18 protein-coding genes and 1 pseudogene are annotated in these 22,653 nt (G+C 65.7%); 16 read left to right on the top strand and 3 right to left on the bottom strand.

Annotation, left to right across the window (positions count from 1 at the left end; genetic code table 11):
- Positions 1-456, bottom strand: a complete 456-nt coding sequence (locus tag GW587_RS10725) for a CBS domain-containing protein (RefSeq protein WP_166102206.1) — start codon at positions 454-456, stop codon at positions 1-3.
- Between the two features lie 198 nt (positions 457-654).
- Here GW587_RS10725 and GW587_RS10720 point away from each other — a divergent pair, with 198 nt between their 5' ends.
- Positions 655-1,965, top strand: a complete 1,311-nt coding sequence (locus GW587_RS10720; RefSeq protein ID WP_166102204.1) for an O-acetylhomoserine aminocarboxypropyltransferase — start codon at positions 655-657, stop codon at positions 1,963-1,965.
- Between the two features lies 1 nt (position 1,966).
- Positions 1,967-2,788 (top strand): alpha/beta fold hydrolase, encoded by an 822-nt coding sequence (locus GW587_RS10715; RefSeq protein ID WP_166102201.1) that lies wholly within the window; start codon positions 1,967-1,969, stop codon positions 2,786-2,788.
- Here GW587_RS10715 and GW587_RS10710 read toward each other — a convergent pair.
- Positions 2,772-4,148: a YihY family inner membrane protein gene (locus GW587_RS10710; RefSeq protein ID WP_166102199.1), complete on the bottom strand. Its 1,377-nt coding sequence runs from the start codon at positions 4,146-4,148 to the stop codon at positions 2,772-2,774. The genes GW587_RS10715 and GW587_RS10710 overlap by 17 nt on opposite strands.
- Before the next feature lie 65 nt (positions 4,149-4,213).
- On the opposite strand from GW587_RS10710, the gene wrbA reads away from it, so the two are divergent.
- From wrbA to GW587_RS10650, 12 genes and pseudogenes are all read left to right on the top strand, one after another.
- On the top strand, positions 4,214-4,825 hold the full coding sequence (wrbA, locus tag GW587_RS10705; RefSeq protein ID WP_166102196.1) for an NAD(P)H:quinone oxidoreductase: 612 nt from the start codon (positions 4,214-4,216) through the stop codon (positions 4,823-4,825).
- 13 nt (positions 4,826-4,838) lie between these two features.
- Positions 4,839-5,246, top strand: a complete 408-nt coding sequence (locus GW587_RS10700; RefSeq protein WP_166102194.1) for a DUF2069 domain-containing protein — start codon at positions 4,839-4,841, stop codon at positions 5,244-5,246.
- The gene (locus GW587_RS10695) at positions 5,243-6,649 is read left to right on the top strand and encodes an FAD-binding oxidoreductase (protein ID WP_166102191.1); all 1,407 of its coding nucleotides are present in this window, start codon (positions 5,243-5,245) and stop codon (positions 6,647-6,649) included. Before GW587_RS10700 ends, GW587_RS10695 begins: the two co-directional genes overlap by 4 nt.
- 11 nt (positions 6,650-6,660) lie before the next feature.
- Entirely contained in the window at positions 6,661-7,095 is a 435-nt protein-coding gene (locus GW587_RS10690; protein WP_166102189.1) for a DUF4124 domain-containing protein, read from the top strand.
- Entirely contained in the window at positions 7,095-9,683 is a 2,589-nt protein-coding gene (locus tag GW587_RS10685) for an FtsX-like permease family protein (RefSeq protein ID WP_229259389.1), read from the top strand. Before GW587_RS10690 ends, GW587_RS10685 begins: the two co-directional genes overlap by 1 nt.
- Positions 9,683-10,771 carry a lipocalin-like domain-containing protein gene (locus GW587_RS10680; RefSeq protein WP_166102186.1) on the top strand — a complete coding sequence of 363 codons (1,089 nt, stop codon included), beginning with the start codon at positions 9,683-9,685 and terminating at the stop codon, positions 10,769-10,771. The genes GW587_RS10685 and GW587_RS10680 overlap by 1 nt, the downstream gene beginning before the upstream one ends.
- Before the next feature lie 61 nt (positions 10,772-10,832).
- The gene (locus tag GW587_RS10675; protein ID WP_166102185.1) at positions 10,833-12,668 is read left to right on the top strand and encodes an ABC transporter transmembrane domain-containing protein; all 1,836 of its coding nucleotides are present in this window, start codon (positions 10,833-10,835) and stop codon (positions 12,666-12,668) included.
- A 67-nt stretch (positions 12,669-12,735) separates the two neighbouring features.
- On the top strand, positions 12,736-13,506 hold the full coding sequence (locus GW587_RS10670) for a sterol desaturase family protein (RefSeq protein WP_166102183.1): 771 nt from the start codon (positions 12,736-12,738) through the stop codon (positions 13,504-13,506).
- A gap of 32 nt (positions 13,507-13,538) precedes the next feature.
- Positions 13,539-14,624, top strand: a complete 1,086-nt coding sequence (locus GW587_RS10665) for a threonine aldolase family protein (RefSeq protein WP_207393428.1) — start codon at positions 13,539-13,541, stop codon at positions 14,622-14,624.
- 60 nt (positions 14,625-14,684) lie between these two features.
- Positions 14,685-16,106, top strand: a pseudogene (locus GW587_RS10660) (DEAD/DEAH box helicase); the annotation flags it as partial.
- Between the two features lie 578 nt (positions 16,107-16,684).
- Positions 16,685-17,656 carry a thymidylate synthase gene (locus GW587_RS10655; protein ID WP_166102181.1) on the top strand — a complete coding sequence of 324 codons (972 nt, stop codon included), beginning with the start codon at positions 16,685-16,687 and terminating at the stop codon, positions 17,654-17,656.
- Complete coding sequence (locus GW587_RS10650) at positions 17,653-18,348, top strand: alpha/beta fold hydrolase (protein WP_166102178.1); 696 nt, start codon at positions 17,653-17,655, stop codon at positions 18,346-18,348. The genes GW587_RS10655 and GW587_RS10650 overlap by 4 nt, the downstream gene beginning before the upstream one ends.
- A 6-nt stretch (positions 18,349-18,354) precedes the next feature.
- Here the strand turns inward: GW587_RS10650 and GW587_RS10645 are convergent, their stop codons facing one another.
- A complete protein-coding gene (locus GW587_RS10645) occupies positions 18,355-21,237 on the bottom strand; it encodes an insulinase family protein (RefSeq protein ID WP_166102176.1) in 2,883 nt (960 codons plus the stop codon).
- A gap of 120 nt (positions 21,238-21,357) precedes the next feature.
- On the opposite strand from GW587_RS10645, the gene GW587_RS10640 reads away from it, so the two are divergent.
- Together GW587_RS10640 and GW587_RS10635 are read left to right on the top strand one after the other, a co-directional pair.
- The gene (locus GW587_RS10640) at positions 21,358-21,843 is read left to right on the top strand and encodes a dihydrofolate reductase (protein ID WP_166102174.1); all 486 of its coding nucleotides are present in this window, start codon (positions 21,358-21,360) and stop codon (positions 21,841-21,843) included.
- A 34-nt stretch (positions 21,844-21,877) separates the two neighbouring features.
- Entirely contained in the window at positions 21,878-22,480 is a 603-nt protein-coding gene (locus GW587_RS10635) for a DUF4337 domain-containing protein (RefSeq protein ID WP_166102171.1), read from the top strand.
- Positions 22,481-22,653 lie beyond the last annotated feature (173 nt).

The raw sequence follows: 22,653 nt of genomic DNA, 5'->3' as shown, positions 1-22,653 counted from the left end.
TTAGTCGTTCTGGTCGGCCGTCTCGGCCGGCCAATCGCGGATATACGCCTTGAGCATGCGGTTCTCGAAGCTCTGCGCTTCCAGCACCGCGCGCGCCACGTCGTAGAACGAGATCACGCCGAGGATGGTCTTGGCGTTCATCACCGGCAGGTAACGCGCATGCTTTTCCAGCATGATGCGGCGCACTTCGTTGACTTCGGTGTCCGGCGTGACGGTGATCGGGTGATCGTCCATGTGCTTGCGCACCGTGCCGGCGCCGACGGTGCCGGCGTTGTCATGCAACGCCCGCAACACTTCGCGGAAGGTCAGCATGCCGACCAGATCGCCAAATTCCATGACGACCAGCGAGCCGATGTCCTTTTCAGCCATGGTATTGGCGGCATCCGCCAATGGTTGATCTGGGGAAATGGTGTAAAGGATGCTGCCTTTAACCTGGAGAATTTCGGAGACTTTCATTTGGGGCCGTCCTGTCCGCTGATATAGGCTTTGTGAATGGAGGGGTTCTAGTTATTGTAGCCTTATAGCGAATGTAGCCTATGCCCGGCAAAAAATCCAGCGATGCGGATGAGCAAATCACAACATAATTGCCGTGCTGTTGTCCGCGCGCGATTCGGGTTAGGATGCCCGGCATACCTATAACTCCACAGAGACGATATGAGCGGACCCCAATATCCCGGTTTCGACACCCTGTCGCTGCACGCCGGCGCGGCGCCCGACCCTGCCACCGGCGCGCGCGCCACGCCGGTGTATTTCACCTCCTCGTTCGCGTTCAAGGACTCCGACCACGCCGCCGCGCTGTTCAACATGGAGCGCGCCGGGCATGTGTATTCGCGCATCTCCAACCCCACCAACGCGGTGCTGGAGGAGCGCATCGCCGCGCTGGAGGGCGGCGTGGCCGGCATCGCCACCGCCAGCGGCCAGGCCGCGATGCACCTGGGCCTGTGCACGATCGCCGGCGCCGGCTCGCACATCGTCGCCTCGCGCGCGCTGTACGGCGGCTCGCACAACCTGCTGGCCTACACGCTGAAGCGCTTCGGCATCGAGACCAGCTTCGTCGACCCGCGCGACCTGGACGCCTGGCGCGCCGCGATCCGTCCCGACACCAAGGTGCTGTTCGCCGAGACGCTGGGCAATCCGGGGCTGGACGTGCTGGACGTCGGCGCCGTCGCCGCGCTGGCGCACGAGCATCACCTGCCGCTGATGATGGATTCGACCTTCACCACGCCGTATCTGTTGCGGCCCTTCGAGCATGGCGCCGACCTGGTGTTCCACTCCGCCACCAAGTTCCTGTGCGGGCACGGCACCGCCATCGGCGGGCTGCTGGTCGACGGCGGCAGCTTCGACTGGCAGGCCGCCTACGACCGGACCGGCCGCTTCGCCGAGCTATGCGAGCCGTATGACGGCTTCCACGGCATGGTCTTCGCGGAGGAATCGACGGTGGCGCCGTTCGCCCTGCGCGCGCGGCGCGAAGGCTTGCGCGATTTCGGCGCGGTCATGAGTCCGCACAACGCCTTCGCCGTGCTGCAGGGCGTGGAGACGCTCAGCCTGCGCATGGACCGGCATGTCGCCAACACCCGCAAGGTGGTCGAGTTCCTGCTCGCGAACGCGGCGGTGGAAACGGTGTCGTACCCCGAGCTGCCGTCGCATCCGGACTACGAACTGGCCAAGCGCCTGCTGCCCAAGGGCTGCGGCGCGGTGTTCTCGTTCAACCTGAAAGGCGACCGCGCGGCCGGCCGGCGCTTCGTCGACGGCCTGAAGGTGTTCTCGCACCTGGCCAATGTCGGCGACGCCAAATCGCTGGTGATCCATCCCGCGTCGACCACGCACTTCCGCGTGCCGGCCGAGCAGCTGGCGGCAGCGGGCATCGCCGAAGGCACGATGCGCCTGTCGGTCGGCCTGGAAGACGTCGACGACCTGATCGAAGACCTGGCGCGCGGCCTGAAGCTGTCGCAGAAGGGAGCCTGAGATGCTGCTGACCGTACAGGGCGTGGACGCCTACTGCTACACCGGCGGCAAACCGTTCGATCCCGCGCTGCCGACCGTGGTGTTCATCCACGGCGCACAGAACGACCATTCGGTGTGGGCTTTGCAGACCCGCTATTTCGCCCATCACGGTTATGGCGTGCTGGCGGTCGACCTGCCGGGCCACGGCCGCAGCAAGGGCGCGGCCAAGACGGGCGTGGCCGAGCTGGCCGACTGGCTGCTGGCGGTGCTGGACGCGGCGGGCGTGGCGCAAGCGGCGCTGTTCGGCCACAGCATGGGCTCACTCGTCGCGCTGGAAGCCTCGTTCAAGGCGCCGCAGCGGGTCAGTCATCTGGCGCTGATCGGCACCACCTATCCGATGAAGGTCTCGGACGCGCTGCTGGAAACCGCGCGCGGCGACGAGCAAAGCGCGATCGACATGGTCAACATCTGGTCGCACTCGGCGGTCGCGCAGAATGCGCCGTCGCCGGTGCCGGGCTTCAGCGTGACGGGCGGCGCGCGGCGGCTGATGCAGCGCATCTCGCGCATCAATCCGCAGCAGCTGTTTTACACCGACTTCGCCGCCTGCAACGGCTACGCCAACGGCGAAGCGGCGGCGCAGGCGGTGCGCTGCCCCACCCTGTTCCTGTTCGGCGCGCGCGACATGATGACGCCCCCCAAATCCACCAAACTGCTGACCGCCGCCATCGCCCACGCCAAAGTGGTGACGGTCGACAGCGGCCATTCATTGATGTCCGAGCGGCCGGACGCCGTGCTCGACGCGCTGTTCAGCTTTGTCGGCGTTAGTCTTAGCGGCAGTCGATAGGACCGAAATGATCGGCCAGGGTCTTGTCCAGGCCCTTCTCGACGGCGGTTTCCACTTCGCGCGCCAGCATCGCCGCCTCGCGCGCGGCCAACAGGTCGCGCTCGTCGTCGCCGACCGCCACCACGCCGGCGTTGACCGGCATGCCGGCGAAGACGAACAGGCGGTAGACGTCGGCCAGGGTCAGCTTGTCCAGGTTGGCCAGGATCACCCAGTGGTCGACGCCGTCGCTGACGCGCTTGCCCCATTGGACCCGCTTCGGCGCGGCCACCGGCACCCGCCCCACCCAGCCTTCGGCCATCATCCGTTCCAGCATATTGTCCATCTCGTCGAAACCCAGGCGGGTCCGCGCGCGGATCGCGCCGGCGCTGACCAGCGCCGTGTCGCCGCATTTGCAGGCCACATGCAGCACCTTCAGGATCGCCATCGCGTCGACGAATTCGCCGCCCGGCTGCGCCTCATGCCACCAGCGCTCGTACTTCACCACCGGCAGCGCGGCCACCAGCAAAGCGCCGATCAGCGTGATCATCCACGACACATACACCCACAGCAGGAACAGCGGCAGCGCCGCCAGCGCGCCGTAGATCCGTGAATACGTCGGGAACTGGGTGATGAAAATCCCGAAGCCGCGCTTGGCCAGCTCGAACGCCAGGCCCGCCACCAGGCCGCCCCAAGCCGCGTCATGCCAGTCGATGTCGCGATTCGGCACCGCCACATACAGCAGCGTGAAACCGGCCGTGGTCAAAGCCAGCGACACCACGGTGTAGATCAGCGCACCCAACACCGGCACCTGGCCCACGAACTCGCTGGTCGCCATGAACACCTGCGACGACAAGGTCAGCGACACGCCGATCAGCAACGGCCCGAGCGTGATGATGGCCCAGTAAACGAGAATGCGCCGGGTCCAGCTGCGCACCTCGCGCACGCGCCAGATGCGGTTGAACACCCGCTCGATCAGGTTCATCATCGCGATCGACGTGAAGATCAGCGCCACCGCGCCCACCGCCGACAGCCGCGTGGCCTTCGACGCGAACATGGTCAGGTAATTCAGGATGGTGCTCGAAATCGACTTCGGCATCACGCTCTGGACGAAATACGCCTCCAGCGATGTGCGGAAGGTGTTAAACAGCGGGAAGGTGGTGAAGATCGCCAGCGCGATGGTCAGCAGCGGCACCAGTGCGAACACGGTGGTGAAGGTCAGGCTGCCGGCGACCTGCGGCAGGCTTTCCTCGCGCAAGCGGCGCTGCGCGAACAAAAACAGGTCCCGTACTTCGGGCCAGGACAGCGAGCGCACCGTCGCCAGGCCGCTACGGCAGCTGCGGTGCAGGTAGATATACAACGGACGGATATATTTTGCGTACATGAGCGATAATCGGATTACAAAAGTGGCAGCGATGCCACCCGCCAAAGCGCCCTATAATACCGCTGATGAACCCACCTAATCTGATTATTCTCGTATTGTTTTACTCGCGCCATGGCGCCACGCGCAAATTGGCGGAGCTGATCGCCCAGGGCGTCGAGAGCGTTCCGGGCTGCGACGCGCGCCTGCGCACCGTTCCCGCCGTCTCCACCGTGGCCGAGGCGACCGAGCCGGACGTGCCGGCCGACGGCGCCCCTTACGTGGAACTCGACGATTTGAACGAATGCGCCGGCCTGGCGGTGGGCTCGCCCACCCGCTTCGGCAACATGGCCTCGGCCATGAAGTATTTTTGGGACGGCACCGCCAGCCAATGGCTGTCCGGCGCGCTGGCGGGCAAGCCGGCTTGCGTCTTCACCTCGACCGGCAGCCTGCACGGCGGCCAGGAATCGACGCTGCTGTCGATGATGATCCCGCTGTTCCACCACGGCCTGATGGTGCTCGGCCTGCCGTACACCAACCCTGAACTGATGACCACCGCCAGCGGCGGCACGCCTTACGGCGCCAGCCACTGGGCCGGACTGGATGGCAAGAAGACCATTACCGAAGATGAAAAACGCCTGGCCATCGCGCTGGGAAGGCGCCTGGCTGAAACGGCCGTCAAGCTGCGCGCTGTATCTTGATCGGAGACGCAAAATGCAAAACACGATGCAGAAGTATTTTCACTGGGGCGCCATCGGCAGCCTGGTGACGCTGATTATCTGGTGCGTGCTGTGGGAGATGGTGCTGGCGCCGCTCAAGCCGGGCGGCTCCTGGCTGGTGCTGAAGGCCGCGCCGCTGCTGCTGCCGCTGTACGGCGTGTGGAAGCGCGACATCTACACGCTGCAGTGGACCTCGATGATGATCCTGCTGTACTTCACCGAAGGCGTGGTGCGCGGCTGGAGCGACAAGGGCACCTTGTCCGCTTGGCTGGGCTGGGGCGAGGCGGCGATCGTTTGCGTCTACTTCGTCTGCGCCATCATGTATCTGCGTCCCTACAAAAAGGCGGCGAAGAAGATGGCCAAGGAACTGCTCGACAAGGTGAAAGTCACCACCGTCAAATGAGCGACTTCCTCGCGCAATGCCGCGCCGTCGTCGGCGAGGCCTATGTACTCGACGCGCCGGCCGACATGGCGCCGTTCCTCACCGACTGGCGCGGCCGCTTCACCGGCAAGGCCGCCGCCGTGCTGCGTCCCGGCTCGGTGGAGCAAGTGGCGGCGCTGGTGCGCGCCTGCGCAGAACACCGGGTGGCGCTGGTGCCGCAAGGCGGCAATACGGGCCTGGTGCTAGGCAGCGTGCCCGATGCCAGCGGCGCCGCCGTGGTGCTGTCGCTGGCCCGCCTGAACACCATCCGTCAAATCGACACGGTCAACCGCACCATGACCGTCGACGCCGGCTGCGTTCTGCAACAGGTGCAGGATGCAGCGGCCGCCGAAGGCTGCCTGTTCCCGTTGTCGCTGGCGGCCGAGGGCAGCTGCACCATCGGCGGCAACTTGTCCACCAACGCCGGCGGCACGGCGGTTCTCCGCTACGGCAACACGCGCGAGCTGTGCCTCGGGCTGGAAGTGGTCACGCCGCAGGGCGAGATCTGGAGCGGCCTGCGCGGACTGCGCAAGGACAATACCGGCTACGATTTGCGCGATCTGTTCATCGGCGCCGAAGGCACGCTGGGCATTATCACCGGCGCGGTGCTCAAGTTGTACCCACAACCCAAGGCCAGCATCACCGCGCTGGCGGCAGTGCCCTCGCCCGCCGCCGCACAACAGCTGTTGGTGTTGATGCAGGACCATTGCGGCGCCAGCCTGACCGGCTTCGAACTGATGTCGCGCTTTTGCCTGGAGCTGGTGGCGCGCGAGTTCCCGCAGCTGCCCAAGCCGTTCGCCACGCCGCATCCGCAATACGTGCTGCTGGAGCTGTCGAGCAGCGAATCGGAACAACACGCGGTCGGTCTGCTGGAACGCTCGATAGGCGCCGCGCTGGATCGCGACGTCATCGCCGACGCGGTGGTGGCGACGTCGGTGGCGCAATCGGCCGGACTGTGGCAGCTGCGCGAGCACATCCCGCTGGCGCAGGCCAAGGCCGGCAAGAACATCAAGCACGACATCTCGCTGCCGGTGTCGCGCATCGCCGACTTCATCGCCGCCACCGGCCCGCAACTGGAGGCGGCCTTCCCCGGCTGCCAGCTGGTGTGCTTCGGTCACCTCGGCGACGGCAATCTGCATTACAACGTGGCGCCGCCCGAAGGCATCTCCAACGAAGACTTCCTGGTCAACCAAGACAAGGTGAACCGCGTGGTGCACGACAGCGTGGTCGCCTTCGGCGGATCGATATCGGCGGAACACGGCATCGGCGCGCTGAAGCGCGACGAACTGGCGCACTACAAATCGGCGGTGGAACTCAACATGATGCGGGCCATCAAGGCGGCGCTGGACCCGCTGGGTATCATGAATCCCGGTAAAATCCTTTGAGTGAGGCCGAGATGAAAACCTGCGCTGTTGTCGTACTGTGCACCGCCACGCTGGCCGCGCACGCCCAGACCGTCCACAAATGCACGCTCGACGGCAAGGTCAGTTACAGCGACCAGCCCTGCCCCGAAGGCACCGCCGCACGCGCCGTGCTTGACGTTCCCGCCGCGCCGGCCGCCGATCCGGAAGCCATCAAATCGCTGCGCCAGCAAAAGAAACAGGCCGACACGCTGGAAAAGTCGCGCCTCAAACGCCAGGAAAAAGACGAGCGCGAAGATGCGGCCGCCAGCCGCGCCGCCGCCGTGCAGCGCAAGAAGTGCGCGAAACTGCAGCTGAACAAGCGCTGGGCCGACGAAGACGCCCGCAGCGCCACCGGCAAGGCCGCCGATCCGGCCCGACTCAAGGCCCGCCGCGCCGGCGAAGCGATGGCGCTGGAGTGTCCGCGCTGATGTCCCATCCCATCCCCGCAGCGCCGGCCGCCTCGATGCGGCGTCTTTCACGCTGGCTGCTGCTGGGAGAATGGCGCGCGCATCCGGTGCGCGCGCTGGTGGCGATTGCCGCCATCGCGGTCGGCATCTCGCTCGGTTTCGCCATCCACCTGATTAACGCGGCGGCCTTCAACGAATTTTCCTCGGCCATCAAAGGCCTGTCCGGCGTGGCCGACGTACAGGTGCGCGGCACCGAACCCTTCTTCGACGAGGCGGTCTATCCGATGCTGGCGCAGCGCGACGGCGTGGCGGTGGCCTCGCCGGTGCTGGAGTTCGACGCCTCGGTGCCCGGCCAGCGCACCGCGCTGAAGATCATCGGCATCGACGTCTTCCGCGCCGGCTACATCTCGCCCGACCTGATCGGCGTGCCGGCCGGCGACAACGTGGGCGATACGCTGGCCGACGACACGCTGTTCCTGTCGCCGGCCGCGCAACAATGGCTGAAGCCCGACGCCGGCACGCTGACGCTGCAAGTCGGCACCCATGCCTTGCAGCTGCGCGTGGCCGGCTCGCTGCAACGCGCCCGCGCCGGCCAGCGCATCGGCGTGATGGACCTGGGCGCGACGCAATGGCGCTTCGACAAGCTGGGCAAGCTGTCCCGCATCGACATCAAGCTGCGTGACGGCGTCAATCGCGACGCTTTCAAGGCGCAGCTGGAGCAGCAGCTGCAGCGCGACTATCCGGGCCGCTTCCGCGTCAACCAGCCCAACGACGAGGAACAGAACAGCAGCAACGAAGGCATGAGCCGCGCCTACCGCGTCAACCTGACCGTGCTGGCGCTGGTGGCGCTGTTCACCGGCGCCTTCCTGGTGTTCTCGACGCAGGCGCTGTCGGTGATCCGCCGTCGCAGCCAGTTCGCGCTGCTGCGCGTGCTGGGCATGGACCGCCACCGCCTGCTGCGCCAGATCCTGATCGAAGGCCTGGCCCTCGGCATCGCCGGTTCGGCCATCGGCATCGCCGCCGGCTACGGCATGGCGGCCGCCGCACTGCATTTCATGGGCGCGGATTTGGGCGCCGGATTCTTCTCCGGCGTGCAGCCGACTGTGCGCTTCACGCCGGTCGCCGCCGCCGTCTACTTCGTGCTCGGCGTCGCCGTCGCGCTGCTGGGTTGCGCCGCGCCGGCGCTGGACGCGGCGCGCGCCAAGCCTGCGGTGGCGCTCAAGTCGGGCACCGAGGAGGCGGCGATGTCGCGCCTGGCCAAGGCCTGGCCGTCGCTGATCTGCATCTCGCTGGCCGCGCTGTTGTCGCAGGCGCCGCCGATATTCGAACTGCCGCTGTTCGGCTATTTGTCGATCGCGTTGCTGCTGATCGGCGCCATTTCGCTGATGCCGCGCCTGGCCGCCATCGTGTTCCGCTACGCGCACCGGCGCTGGAGCGCCGCCACCGCCGACAAGCCGGTTGCTTCGCCGGTGCTGACGCTCACTCTGGCGCGGCTGGCCAACGCCTCCAGCCAGGCCGGCATCGCGCTGGGCGGCGTGCTGTCCAGCTTCAGCCTGATGGTGGCGATGGCGATCATGGTCGCCAGCTTCCGCGTCTCGCTGGACGACTGGCTGCTGCGCATCCTGCCGGCCGACATCTATGTCAGCACCGCCAGCGGCGGCGCCACCGCCGGCCTGCATCCGCAAGAGCAGGCCGCCATCGCCGCCCTGCCCGGCGTGGCCGGCGTCGACTTCCTGCGCACCCGATCCGTTTCGCTGGCGTCCGCCCGGCCGCCGGTGATGCTCATGGCGCGCAACATCGATGCCGCCGATCCGGGCCGCACGCTGGCCATCGTCGGCGACGTCAAGCCGCCCGCACCCGGCGCGCCGGCGCCGGTGTGGGTCTCGGAAGCGATGGTCGATCTGTACGATATGCATGTCGGCAAGCGCATCGCGTTGCCGTTGAACGGCGCCTTGCATGCGTTCCAGGTGGCAGGCGTGTGGCGTGATTACGCGCGGCCGACCGGCACCATCCAGATGCGCCTGAGCGACTACCGCGCCATCACCGGCGACAACGATGCCAGCGGCGTCGCGCTGACGCTCAAGCCGGGCGCCAAGGCCGAAGACACGCAACAAGCCTTGAAACAGTTGCCGTTCGCCGCCGCGCTGGACGCCAGCGTGCCGTCCGAGATCCGTGTCATGAGCATGAAGGTGTTCGACCGCAGCTTCGCCATCACCTATCTGTTGGAGGCGATCGCCATCATCATCGGCTTGTTCGGCGTGGCGGCGACGTTCTCGGCGCAGACGCTGGCGCGCGCCAAGGAGTTCGGCATGCTGCGCCACGTCGGCGTCACGCGCCGCCAGATCCTGTCGATACTGGCGATCGAGGGCGGCGCGTTGACGGGCCTCGGCATCGCCACCGGCTTCGCGCTGGGCTGGGTCATCAGCCTGATACTGGTTTTTGTCGTCAATCCGCAGTCCTTCCACTGGACCATGCAACTGCACCTGCCCTGGCCGCTGCTGGCAACCGTGGCCGGCCTGCTGCTGGCCGCCGCCGCGCTGACCGCGCTGCTGGCCGGGCGCCAGTCGCTATCCGGCGGACCGATACGCGCAGTCAGGGAGGACTGGTAATGTTCAAACGGTTGTTCGCCTGGGCCATGCTCGCGCTGCCTTTGCTGGCGGGGACGGCGCGCGCCGCCGCGCCGGAATTCAAGCCGGTCACGCCGCTGCCGCCCGACGCCGCGCTGCGCTTCCCGGCCGACTACGGCGCCCATCCCGACTACAAGACCGAATGGTGGTACGTCACCGGCTGGCTCAACACACCGGACGGCAAGCCGCTGGGATTCCAGGTCACCTTCTTCCGCAGCGCCACCGGCCATGACCGCGCCAACCCAAGCCAGTTCGCCCCCAAGCAGCTGATCGTCGGCCACGCCGCGCTGTCCGACCCGGCGAACGGCAAGCTGCTGCACGACCAGCGCAACGCGCGCGAAGGCTTCGGCCTGTCCTACGCAAAGGTCGGCGACACCGACGTCAAGCTGGAAGACTGGCGCATGGTGCGCGGCGCCGACGGCGGCTACGCCATCCGCGTCGACGCCGCCAGCTTCTCCTTCGATATCAAGCTGACATCGTCGCAACCCAAGCTGCTGCAAGGTGAGCGCGGCTACTCGCGCAAGGGACCGCAACCGGCGCAGAGCAGTTATTACTACAGCGAGCCGCAACTGACGGCCAGCGGCACCGTCACCCGCGCCGGCAAGGCCGTCGCCGTGACGGGCGCCGCTTGGCTGGATCACGAATGGTCCAGTCAGGCCCTCGATCCCGACGCATCGGGGTGGGACTGGATCGGCGCCAATCTGGCCGACGGCGGCGCGCTGATGGCTTTCCAGGTCCGCGACAAGGCCGGTGCTAAACTATGGGCCCACGCGACATGGCGCGACGCATCCGGTAGAATCACGCAGTATTCGCCGGACCAGGTCAGTTTCAGCCCGCAGCGCCGGTGGCGTTCGCCGCGCACCAATGCCGAGTATCCGGTCGCGACCCGACTCTCCACTGGCGATGCCGTCTGGGAGATCGTGCCGTTGCAGGATGATCAGGAGCTCGATTCGCGCCGATCGACGGGCGCGGTGTATTGGGAAGGCGCGGTGACGCTGAGCCGGGATGGTAAGCCCGCCGGCCGCGCCTACCTGGAAATGACGGGATATGTTCGACCGATGGAACTGTAAAAACAATATAAAGCCTTACCAATCGTCTACACAGCATACTTACCGAAACCGCAGCCACACAATGACCAACAGCACCACCGCCAGCAAGCAGTCCACCGCAGCACCGACCACCGCCCGCGAATTAAAGAAAGGCAGCCTCGCCACCTTGCGCGGCCTGACGCCGTTTCTGTTGCCATACAAGCGCCAGTTCGTCATGGCCGCCATCGCGCTGGTGGTGGCCGCCTGCGCCACGCTGGCCATTCCCGCCGCCTTCAAGCAGATGATCGACCTGGGCTTCGGCGGCAACGGCGCCAAGAGCATCAAGCATGTCGACCTGGTGTTCCTGGCGCTGTTCGCCGTGGCCACGGTGCTGGCGCTGGCGACGGCGGCGCGCTTCTACACCGTCTCCTGGCTCGGCGAACGCGTCACCGCCGACATCCGCAGCGCGGTGTACAAACACGTCGTCACACAGAGCCCCGAGTTCTTCGAGACCACGCAGACCGGCGAGGTCCTGTCGCGCATCACCACCGACACCACCTTGATCCAGGCGGTGGTCGGCACCAGCATCTCGATGGCGCTGCGTAACGTGCTGCTGTTCCTCGGCGGCCTGGTGATGCTGTTCGTGACCAGCCCCAAGCTGTCGGCCATCATCATCGGCCTGCTGATCCTGACCGTGCTGCCGATCGTGATGTTCGGCCGCCGCGTGCGCAAGCTGTCGCGCGATTCGCAGGACCGCATCGCCGACGCCTCGGCCATGGCAGGCGAAATCCTCAACGCCATGCCGACCGTGCAGGCTTTCACGCACGAGCACATCGAATCGTCGCGCTTCGGCGGCTCGGTCGAAGGCGCGTTCCAGACCGCGATGCGCCGAATCCGCGCCCGCGCGCTGCTGACCATGATCGCCATCGTGCTGGTGTTCGGCACCATCGTCTTCGTGCTGTGGCTGGGCGCGCACGCGGTGCTGTCCGGCGACATGACCGGCGGCGACCTTGGCCAGTTCATTCTGTACGCCTCCATCGTGGCGGGCGCCATCGGCGCGCTGTCCGAAGTGATGGGCGAAGCGCAGCGCGCCGCAGGCGCCACCGAGCGCCTGCTGGAGCTGATGTCGGTCAAATCGTCGATTCAATCGCCGGCTGCGCCGTTGGCGCTGCCGCCGCGCGCCGCCAACGGCGCGGCCTTGAGCCTGCACGACGTCACCTTCTCGTATCCTTCGCGTCCCGAGACGTCGGCGCTGGGCCATCTGTCCCTGGAGATCAAGCCGGGTGAAACCGTGGCCGTGGTCGGCCCTTCGGGCGCCGGCAAGACCACGCTGTTCCAGCTGTTCCTGCGCTTCTACGATCCGCAAAGCGGCAGTATCAAGCTCGATGGCGTCGACATCACGCAACTCGACCTGCACACGCTGCGCGACGCCATCGGCATCGTGCCGCAGGATACGGTGATCTTCTCGGCCGACGCGATGGAAAACATCCGCTACGGCCGCGCCGGCGCCAGCGACGAGGAAGTGATCCAGGCAGCCAAGCTGGCCGCCGCCCACGAATTCATCGAACGCCTGCCGCAGGGTTACAAATCCTTCCTCGGCGAGCGCGGCGTGCGCCTGTCCGGCGGACAGCGCCAGCGCATCGCCATCGCGCGCGCGCTGTTGAAGAATCCGCCGCTGTTGTTGCTGGACGAAGCCACCAGCGCACTGGACGCGGAATCGGAACGCCTGGTGCAAAAGGCGCTGGAGGCGGCGATGGTCGGCCGTACCACCGTCATCATCGCGCACCGCCTGGCGACGGTGCAGCGCGCCGACCGCATCATCGTCATGGAAGACGGCAAGATCGTCGAAACCGGCACCCACTCGTCGCTGGTGGCGCTGGGCGGCATCTACGCCAACCTGGCCGCGCTGCAGTTCCACAACGTCCACGTCGAGCATTAATCATTTCATAAGCACAGCCGGCACCCGCTGGCTTTAACATGGCGTCTCACCACATTCGGTAGACGCCATGTCCGACAACCTGCTCCGCAACATGCTCTTCAATCTTGAGCGCACCACTTTGTACTATGTGGTCATCGCCGGCGTCTTTTTCTTGTTGTGGTCATGGTGGCGCGCACGGCCCGGTCAGCGCCGGCCGCTTCAGACCAAAAAGGTCGAGGCGCCGCAGATACGCCGCGAGCTGCTGGTGTCGGTCGGCAGCGTCGCCGTGTTCTCCAGCTTCCTGCCCATCCTGTTCCTGCTCGGCCTCGGCCAATACACGCACTTCTATCCACGCATCGCCGAATACGGGTGGCCGTATTTTTTCCTCAGCATCCTGCTGGCGATGATCATTCAGGACACCTATTTTTACTGGACGCACCGGCTTATGCATCACCGCCGCCTGTTCCGCTGGTTCCACCGCACGCATCATCGCTCTACCAATACCAATCCGTGGTCCACCTATTCACTGAATCCGCTGGAGGCGATCGTGGACAGCGGCTCCGGCGTGTTGATCCTGCTGATACTGCCGATTACCGGCTGGGCCTTGATCATCTTCACGACCATCAACACCATCTATGCGGTGTACACGCACCTTGGTTACGAGCTGTTTCCGCGTTCGATGTCGCGGCACTGGCTCGGCCGCTGGATCAATACTTCGACCGCCCACAATCTGCATCACGCCAAGGCGCGCTACAACTTCAGCTGGTACTTCCTGTTCTGGGACCGCATGATGGGCACCTTGTCGCCGGACTACGACGAGCACTATCGCAAGGCCGGATTCCGCGCCGATCCGGGGTGAAGTGGTAACATTCTCCCTTTCAGGAGACCGCTTTGACCGATGCCGAACTGCGGCTTAGCTGCACAACCCACCTTCCTGGCCACCGCCAGCCCTCGCCAGCGCAGTTGTTCGCGGCGATGGCGGCGTGGTGCGAGGCCAATGGCGTGGTGCACGACACGTACGGCAGCGGCGCGCTGATACAGGATTTCGAACAGAAAGTCGCAAAGCTGCTCGGCTTCGAGTCGGCGCTGTTCTGCATCACCGGCACCATGACGCAAGCGACCGCGCTGCGCATCGCCTGCGCGGAGCGCGGCAGCAAGCTGGTGGCGCTGCATCCGACCTCGCACATCCTGCGTCACGAGCGTGGCAATCATCAGTTGTTCGATCATTTCCAGGCGCTGCAAATCGGCGACCAGCACCGTCCCTGGACCCTGGACGACCTGAAAGGCATCCCGGACCAACTGGGCGCCGCCACGCTGGAACTGCCGATGCGCGAAATCGGCGGGCGTTGCCCGAGCTGGGACGAACTGGCCGAGATCAAGGACTACTGCCGCGAGCAGTCCATCCATTTGCATCTGGACGGCGCACGCTTGTGGGAAACCGCCGCCGCGTATCAACGTCCGGCGAGCGAGATCGCAGCGGGCTTCGACTCGGTCTACGTCTCGCTATACAAAGGCATCGGCGGCATGGGCGGCGCCATGCTGCTGGGCACCGAGGCCTTCGTCGCCAAGGCGCAGGAGTGGTTCCGCCGCCAGGGCGGCAACGTCTACCAGCGCACGCCGTATGTGGTCGCGGCGGCGATGCAGTTCGACGCGCGGCTGGCCGCGATGCCGGCCTACTTCCGACGCACGCAGTGGCTGTACGAGACGCTGCGCGACTATCCGCTGCTGACGCCGAATCCGTCCAAGCCGCAGGCCAGCATGCTGCACCTGCACCTGCCGGTCGGCCGCGAGCGCGCGCTGGAGATCCGCAACCAGATTGCGGAGCGGCACGGCGTCTGGCTGTTCAACGGCGCCAGCCATGCGGCGCTTGAGAATCGCAGCTCGGTGGAGCTGTACGTCGGCGACAACCTGCTCAACATCCCGGATCAGCGCCTGCGCGAGATCCTGGGCATCTGGTCGGCGGCGCTCGCCAATTAATTCGCACAAGCCGGTGCAACCGGCTACACTGCGCCCTTTTTACGTTTTACGGCATACATCATGACTTTCCAAGCACTCGGCCTGATCGATCCTATCCAGCGCACCCTGGATACCCTGGGCTACAAGCAGCCCACGCCCGTCCAGAAGCAGGCCATTCCCGCAGTGCTGGCGGGCCGCGACGTGATGGCTGCCGCGCAGACCGGCACCGGCAAGACCGCCGGTTTCGCGCTGCCGATCCTGCAGCGGCTGACCATGGACGGCGTGACCGAGCCGAAGGCGGTGCGTTGTCTGGTGCTGGTGCCGACGCGCGAGCTGGCCGAGCAGGTTTACGAGAGCTTCCGCAGCTACGGTGGCAATCTGCCGCTGAAATCGGCCGTGGCCTACGGCGGCGTGCCGATCGAGCCGCAGATCGCCAAGCTGCGCAAAGGTCTGGATGTGCTGGTCGCGACGCCGGGGAGATTGATCGATCTGCTGGACCAGGGCGCGCTCAGCTTCGCGCTGCTGCAAACGCTGGTGCTGGACGAGGCCGACCGCATGCTGGACCTGGGCTTCGAGCGCGATCTGGACATCCTGCTGGCGGCGATGCCGAAGCAGCGTCAGACCTTGCTGTTCTCGGCGACGTTCTCGGATGAGATCCGCAAGCTTGCCGGCGGCATGCTGAAGGATCCGGTGTCGATTCAGGTCAGTGCCAGCAATACGGCCACCAAGAGCGTCAAGCAGTGGCTGATCCCGACCGACAAGCGGCGCAAGCCGGAGCTGCTGCTGCATCTGCTGAAGAAGCTGGGCTGGGGCCAAGTGCTGGTGTTCGTCAAGACGCGCAAGGGCGTCGAGACCTTGGTCAAGACTTTGCAGGAGCATGGCATTTCGGCCGATTCGATCCATGGCGACAAGACGCAGCCGGCGCGCTTGAAGGCGCTGGCGCGGTTCAAGAACGCCGAGGTGCAGCTGTTGGTCGCGACCGACGTCGCGGCGCGCGGGCTGGATATCGAGGCGTTGCCACAGGTGGTCAACTTCGATCTGCCGACCGTGGCCGAGGATTACATTCACCGCATCGGCCGCACCGGCCGCGCGGGCATGGAGGGCGAGGCCGTGTCGCTGGTGTGCGCCGATGAAGTCGAGATATTGAAGGCTATCGAGACGTTGACGCGTCAGGTCATCGCGCGCCAGGAGGAACCGGGATTCGAAGCCGATCACCGCGTGCCGGAGACCGGCCCGAAAGGCGTCGCCATCGCGTTGGCCAAGAAAATGGCGGCCGAGGCGCCGGCCAAGAAGAAGCGTCCATTCACCGGCCCCGCCGGCAGCGCGGGCGAGCGCTCGACCGCGACGAACGCCGCCACGCGGCCGACCGGCGGCGAAGCGCCCCGCTCCTCCGGCAGCAAAGCGGCCGCGCGGTCGGCCGGAAGCGAGACACCGCGCTCCGCTGGCGGCAAGACGACGGCGCGGTCGGCGGCTGGTGATGCCGCGCGCTCCGCCGACGGCAAGGCGACGGCGCGGTCGACGGCTGGTGATGTCGCGCGCTCCGCTGGCGGCAAGGCGACGGCGCGATCGACGGCAGGTGATGTCGCGCGCTCAGCTGGCGGCAAGGCTGGCGCACGTCCGGCCAGCAGCGGCGTGGTCGCTCGTCCAGCCGGCGGCGATGCGTCGCTGGGCACTTGGGAGCCGCCTGTCAAAACCGGCGGCCCCGCCGGCGGCGCGCGCTCCGGTGGCGGAGGCAAACCGGGCGGCCGTATCTATGGCGGTGTCGGCAAACCTGCTGCGCCGAAGGGCGCGGTCGTCGTGACCGGTGGACGCGGCGCCAAGTCGCTGGCCCGCGCCGCCGGCAAGGTCACCGCCAAGCCAGGCGGCGCCCGCAAAGCCAAGCCAGGCCCGCGCTGAACTGGCGACACGCCAACCCCGGACACACTGATCCGTCGCGCGGCCGCGGCCAGGCCTCAGCCAAGCCGCCGCGCCGCGCCAGCGGCCATCGACCCGCGCCGCTAGCTCTGCGCTGCCGGCCGGACGCCTGTTAAAATAGTCACCTTTGCGGGCCACGCCGCCCATGCCCCACGTTGGAGAACTGAATGCAGCAATACCTGGAACTGATCCAAACCATCATCGACACCGGCAGCTGGCAGGACAACCGCACCGGCATCCGCACGCTGAGCGTTCCAGGCGCGATGATGCGCTTCGACCTGGCCAAAGGTTTTCCTGCTGTGACGACCAAGAAGCTGGCATTCAAATCCGTCGTCGGCGAACTGTGCGCCTTCCTGCGCGCCTCCCGCAGCGCCGCCGACTTCCGCGCGCTGGGCTGTAAAGTATGGGACCAGAACGCCAACGAAAACAAGCAATGGCTGGAAAACCCCTACCGCCTCGGTGAAGACGACCTGGGGCCGGTCTACGGTGTGCAATGGCGCCAATGGCCAGGCTACAAAGTCCTGGACGCCGACCAGGCCGCACAGATCGCCGACGCGCAAAAGAACGGCTTCACGCTGGTCGCGCCGCTTGAAGAAGACGGCGTGAAGAAGGTCCTGCTCTACAAGGCAATCGACCAACTGCGCGAATGCCTCGACACGATTATCTGCAACCCAGGCAGCCGCCGCATCCTGTTCCACGGCTGGAATCCGGCCGTGCTGGACGCGGTCGCCCTGCCCGCCTGTCACCTGCTGTACCAGTTCATCCCGAATCCAACCACGCGCGAATTGTCGATGTGCCTCTACGTCCGCTCCAACGATCTGGGCCTGGGCACACCGTTCAACCTCGCCGAAGGCGCCGCGCTGATGCACCTGGTGGGCCGCCTGACCGGCTACACGCCGCGCTGGTTCACCTACTTCATCGGTGACGCGCACATCTATGAAAACCATATGGACATGGTGCAGGAACAGCTGAAGCGCGAACCGTTCCCCGCCCCGCAGTTCCGCATCTCCGACCGCGTCCCCGACTTCGCCAAGACCGGCAAGTACCAGCCCGAATGGCTGGAACTGGTCGAGCCATCCGACTTTTCGCTGGAAGGCTACGAGCACCACGCGCCGATCACAGCGCCAATGGCAGTATGACGCGGCTCGACCTGGTCCCGGGCACGCTATGCGACGCCCGGATGTGGTCCCGCCTGACGCCGCTGCTGGGCGACGGCTTCGAATTCAATTACGTCCCGCTGTACATGGCGCAGGACCGGCCGCAGATGCGGCAGATCCTGTCCGATCACTGCGCGCCGCAGGCCAATATCGTGGCGTTTTCGTTGGGTGTGTATATGGCGCTGGAGTTCGCGCTGGCGCATCCTGAGCGCGTCAAGTCGCTGGTGCTGATCGCCGGTTCGGCGCAAGGCCTGAGCGAGAAGGAAAAGGAACTGCGCGAGCGCACCATCCCGCTGCTGGAGCGCACCGTGTATGCCGGCCTGTCCGGCATGCGGCTGCGCGAGATTCTGCATCCGACGCACAAGGACGATCAGCACACCATCGATCTGATCCAGCAAATGGCGCTGGACCTCGGCAAGGACGTGCTGATCACGCAGTTCCGCGCGTCGATGAACCGCCCCGACGTGATGGATCGCCTGCACGAGATCACCTGCCCGGTGCTGCTGGTCGGGGCGCATGAGGACAAGCTGGTCAACCCGGCCATCCTGCCCGAGATGCAGCCCTTGTTCCCCAATGCCAGCCTGCGCCTGTACGAAGGCACAGGCCACATGATCCCGCTGGAAGTGCCGGAACTATTGGCCGCCGATCTGAAAAATTTCTTCGACGGCCAGTAAGCTTGATCAAGCCGCGTTGGCCAGTTCCAGCAGGTCGACGCCCTTCAGTCCCGACAGATCCTGCGTCAGGTTGCCGGCGAAGGCGGCGCGGCTTGGCTTGCCGTTCTTCAGCCACTGACGCACCACCGCGCGGATATTCTCCAGCGTGCAGTTCAGCGCATCGGTACGGAAGCGCTGACGCACCGTGTCGTCCACGCCGCGCTGGTGCAGGCTCCATGCGTGCAGCACCTGGTCGTACGGCGCGTTCGGCTTGTCCATGCCCTTGATGACGCCGAGGATGGCCTCTTCCAATTCTTCCTGAGAAAACTCCGTCTCCAGCATCTGGTCGATGGCCATGTTGAAGTCCGCGTAGGTTTCAGCCAGACGCGGATCGCGGTACGACGACATCACGAAGGTGCCGGCGCTGCCCGTGTAGCCCGCGCTGCCGCCATAAGCACCGCCCTTTTCACGCAGCGCCGTGTGCAGCAGCTGGTTGGTCATCAACTCGCCGGCGACCGCCAGCGCAGCAGCGCCCTCCTCGTGCAGCATCGGCGCGCGCCATGCGGCGACGCAGTGGTTGATCTGGCTGACCGCGTGCAGCGCCGCGCTTTCCAACGGCACTTCGGTTTGCGCGGGCGCCACGGCGCGCGCCACCGGCTCGGACGCCGGCAGCACCAGCAGGCCGCCCAGCTCCTTGCCATCATCGCCGGCGCCGGCCGACAGCACGGTCGGCGTGATCGCGGTGATGCGGCGATGCAGCTCGCTCAGCTTCGCCGCGATGGCGGCGATGCCTTCCGGCGTCTTGCTCTGCTTGAGAATCTGGCCCTCGAACGGCAGCGATGCCGTGCCGCCGGTCATGTCTTCGAAGCGGCGCAGCTGCGACAGCGGCGCGGCGGCCGACAGCATGGCGTAGCGGTTGCCCGATTGCGCCAGACCGTTCAGACGGTCCTGCACATCGCTGTCGATCAGGAAGGCCATGCGTTCGTGTTCGTCGAAGCGCGTCTCGGCCAGGGTGCGCGAAATCAGTTCGGCGATGCCTGCGTGTTCCTCGCGCAGACCGCTCGCGCCGAACCACAGCTCCAGCCGCAGCGCGCCATCCGGCTGCTGCGACGCGTCGACGCCGATGTTGAACGACGGCGCCATGCGCTGACGCCAGGCGTCCGCATCTTCGTAGTCCATATCGCCCACACCCAGTTCCGACGCCAGGTCGGAGTAAAGGTGCAGCCAAGGCCAGTCGGCGGCGTCGAAGCCGGAGACGTCGTAGGCAACGCGCACATACGACAGGCCGTTGGAGGCGATGGTGAACGGCAGGATCTTGGCCATGCCGTTTTCCTGATGCGGCGGCAGCGGCAGGCTGGCGCGGACTTGCGGCGACAGTTCGTCCGGACGGATACGCGGCAGCACTTCGGAGTTCGACGGCAGCTTCTGGTGCTTGTCCAGCGCGGCAGTATCGGCTTCGATGCGGGCGCGTTCGCTGTCGCTCAGCGCGGCGGTACGCGCCGCCAGTTGCGCTTCCTCGACCGCATCGCGCGCGGTGAAGTATTCGGCGTCCGGCACCACGCTGGTGGTCAGGCGTGTCGGCGATTCGAGCAGGAAGCGCACCAGGCCCTTGAAATAGTCCGGATCCTGGATCGCGATCTCCAGCTTGGCCAGGTCGGCGTCGCTGTCGAGCGAATCGAACACGCTGCCGTCGCGCATGGCGACCGGCAGCGCGTGCAGCAGGCGTGACAGCGCGTTCGGCATGCGGCCGCTGGCGGTGTCGCGCTGGGTGTAGCGGATGTCGCGCAGCGCCGCTTGCAGCGCTTCGATCGGCACGCCGTCGACCGCCGCTTTTTCCAGCGCGGCCCACAGACGCACACGCGCCTTCTCGATCTGCGGCTCGGTCAAGCCTTCCATGCCGATGTGGAAAATCAACTGGCGCGGGCTGTTGTCATGCCCGTTCAGGCGCGAGGGACGGCCATAGCCGGCCGATTCCATCGCCTTCATCAGCGGCGACGACGAATCGCCCAGCAGGCCGGCCGACAGCAGGTAGGCGTTGTAATACGCTTCCATGTCGGCCGATTCGCCCATCAGCCAGGTCAGTTGCAGGCCGTATTCGTCGGCCTTGGCTTTTTGCGACGGGATGCGGACTTCGTTGACCTTCGGCGCGGTCCAGCCTTCGGCCAGCTCGGGCAGCATGCGCGACGCGGTGCCGGTCAGCTTGGACAGCACGCGTTTGGCGATCTGCTCCTGCACTTCGGCCGCGCTGATGTCGCCGGCCGTCATGAACACGGCTTGCGATGGATGGTAGTGACTGGCGTGGAATTCCTTCAGCATCGCGTGCGTCAGTTCAGGGATCACCAGCGGATCGCCGCCGGATTCCACCTCGTAGGTGGTCCCTTGCAGCAGCGTGCTTTCGACGCCGCTGTACAAGGCGCGGATCGGATCGTTGAAGGCGCCCTTCATTTCGTTGAAGACCACGCCCTGGTAGGTCAGCTTGCCGTCCTTGAGCTCATGGCGCCAACCTTCCTGCAGGAAGTTCAGGTAGTCGAGGTTCGGGAAGAAGGTGGCGTCGAGGTAGACGTCCAGCAGGTTCAGGAAGTCCGTCTTGTCGGTGCTGGCGAACGGGTAGACGGTGCGGTCGGCGTAGGTGAAGGCGTTCATGAAGGTCGCGGTGGAGCGGCGCATCATCGCGAAGAACGGGTCGCGCACCGGATAGCGTTGCGAGCCGCACAGCGCCAGGTGCTCCAGGATGTGGGCACGGCCGTCGCTGACATCGGGCACCGTCGGGAAGGCGACCAGGAACACCATTTCGCCGGAATCGCTGGCCAGGTGGATGTGGCGGGCGCCGGTTTGCGGCTCGATATATTCTTCTACGGTCGCTTGCAGCGACGGAATTGCACGGCTGCCGGTTTTGTTAAAAGTCGTCATAAACACTCAATCTATAAGGGTACTAATCAAATGATACGGTAATCGGGCGTTTCAAGTGGGAATCGCGAAAAAGAGACTTATAATTGCGCGCTTCCGGAAACAAAAATCACACATACACGAATGAGCCAGCTCACCATTATCGTCGCCACCGACGCCCAGCGCGGCATCGGCATCAACAATACCCTGCCGTGGAAGCTGCCGGAAGACCTCGCACATTTCAAGCGTTTGACCACCGGCAACCCGATCGTCATGGGCCGCAAGACCTTTGAATCGATCGGCCGGCCGCTGCCGAACCGGCGCAACATCGTCATCACCCGCAACGCCGAGTGGCGCCACGACGGCGTGGAGACGGTCTGCTCAGTCGAGGCCGCCGTCGCGCTGCTGGACGGCGCGCCTGGCTACATTATCGGCGGCGCCGAGATCTACCAACAGTCGCTGCCGCTGGCCGACCAGTTGATTATCACCGAAATCGCCCACACTTACGACTGCGACGCTTTCTTCCCCGAGATCGACGCCGCCGACTGGCAGGAAACCGGGCGCGAGCAGCACACGTCGGAGACCGCCGGTTTGCGCTATGCTTTTGTTACACTGCGCCGCAAGGCCTAAGCTTCACCCACTTCATCAAGGATTCAACACCACTATGTCAGGCGACGGTTTTCACGTACACGGACCGCACGATCACGCGGTCGAACACGCAGCACACGGCAGCGACGGTTTCTCCAACAACATCGCGGTCATGACGGCGATCCTGGCCACGGTCGGCGCGGCCTTCGGCTACCTCGGCGGCGCGACGCAGAACGACGCGGCGCTCTATAAAAACAACGCGGCCATCGACAAGACCCAGGCCGCCAACAGCTGGAACTACTACCAGGCCAAGTCCAGCAAGCAAAACCTGGCCGAGCTGCTGATGACCTTGCCCGGCGTCGATCCGAAGCGCTACGAGCCGGAAGTAGCGCGCTACAAGACCGAAAAGGACGACATCAAGAAGGAAGCCGAGAAGTGGGAGGAATCGTCCAAAGAGTGGAACCACAAGTCGGACGAAGCCATGCATCAGCACCATCAATGGGCGCTGGCCACCACCGCCGAGCAGATCGCGATCTCGCTGGCCGCGATCACGCTGCTGACCCGCAAGAAGTGGATGATGGGCCTGGCCTACGGTGTGGCGGCGGTCGGCATCGCGCTGGGCGTGTTCGCCTGGTTGCACATCGACCCGATCGGCGCGTTGCTGGGCGGCGGCCAATAGGCCCCGACAACATTGCACTAACGGCAAAACGTGTAATACGGACGTCATGTCCGGCATGCATTCTGTTAGGATAATTTTTTTCCCGCAGCCGCCCTATTTCTGCGAGAATCCCGTTCTTATTTTTTGCGACCGAACCGGTCGCGCCCTGTCCGCCCCTGCAAATCCGTCAGGGG

This window comes from Duganella aceris, assembly GCF_011090165.1.
GTDB lineage: Bacteria > Pseudomonadota > Gammaproteobacteria > Burkholderiales > Burkholderiaceae_D > Rugamonas > Rugamonas aceris.
This window is presented reverse-complemented; position numbering and strand designations above follow the sequence as displayed.

What these genes read in the sequence shown, in the direction of transcription:
- GW587_RS10725 (WP_166102206.1), bottom strand. Translation starts at nt 456, where the DNA reads ATGAAAGTCTCCGAAATTCTCCAGGTTAAAGGCAGCATCCTTTACACC.
- GW587_RS10720 (WP_166102204.1), top strand. Translation starts at nt 655, where the DNA reads ATGAGCGGACCCCAATATCCCGGTTTCGACACCCTGTCGCTGCACGCC.
- GW587_RS10715 (WP_166102201.1), top strand. Translation starts at nt 1,967, where the DNA reads ATGCTGCTGACCGTACAGGGCGTGGACGCCTACTGCTACACCGGCGGC.
- GW587_RS10710 (WP_166102199.1), bottom strand. Translation starts at nt 4,148, where the DNA reads ATGTACGCAAAATATATCCGTCCGTTGTATATCTACCTGCACCGCAGC.
- wrbA (WP_166102196.1), top strand. Translation starts at nt 4,214, where the DNA reads ATGAACCCACCTAATCTGATTATTCTCGTATTGTTTTACTCGCGCCAT.
- GW587_RS10700 (WP_166102194.1), top strand. Translation starts at nt 4,839, where the DNA reads ATGCAAAACACGATGCAGAAGTATTTTCACTGGGGCGCCATCGGCAGC.
- GW587_RS10695 (WP_166102191.1), top strand. Translation starts at nt 5,243, where the DNA reads ATGAGCGACTTCCTCGCGCAATGCCGCGCCGTCGTCGGCGAGGCCTAT.
- GW587_RS10690 (WP_166102189.1), top strand. Translation starts at nt 6,661, where the DNA reads ATGAAAACCTGCGCTGTTGTCGTACTGTGCACCGCCACGCTGGCCGCG.
- GW587_RS10685 (WP_229259389.1), top strand. Translation starts at nt 7,095, where the DNA reads ATGTCCCATCCCATCCCCGCAGCGCCGGCCGCCTCGATGCGGCGTCTT.
- GW587_RS10680 (WP_166102186.1), top strand. Translation starts at nt 9,683, where the DNA reads ATGTTCAAACGGTTGTTCGCCTGGGCCATGCTCGCGCTGCCTTTGCTG.
- GW587_RS10675 (WP_166102185.1), top strand. Translation starts at nt 10,833, where the DNA reads ATGACCAACAGCACCACCGCCAGCAAGCAGTCCACCGCAGCACCGACC.
- GW587_RS10670 (WP_166102183.1), top strand. Translation starts at nt 12,736, where the DNA reads ATGTCCGACAACCTGCTCCGCAACATGCTCTTCAATCTTGAGCGCACC.
- GW587_RS10655 (WP_166102181.1), top strand. Translation starts at nt 16,685, where the DNA reads ATGCAGCAATACCTGGAACTGATCCAAACCATCATCGACACCGGCAGC.
- GW587_RS10650 (WP_166102178.1), top strand. Translation starts at nt 17,653, where the DNA reads ATGACGCGGCTCGACCTGGTCCCGGGCACGCTATGCGACGCCCGGATG.
- GW587_RS10645 (WP_166102176.1), bottom strand. Translation starts at nt 21,237, where the DNA reads ATGACGACTTTTAACAAAACCGGCAGCCGTGCAATTCCGTCGCTGCAA.
- GW587_RS10640 (WP_166102174.1), top strand. Translation starts at nt 21,358, where the DNA reads ATGAGCCAGCTCACCATTATCGTCGCCACCGACGCCCAGCGCGGCATC.
- GW587_RS10635 (WP_166102171.1), top strand. Translation starts at nt 21,878, where the DNA reads ATGTCAGGCGACGGTTTTCACGTACACGGACCGCACGATCACGCGGTC.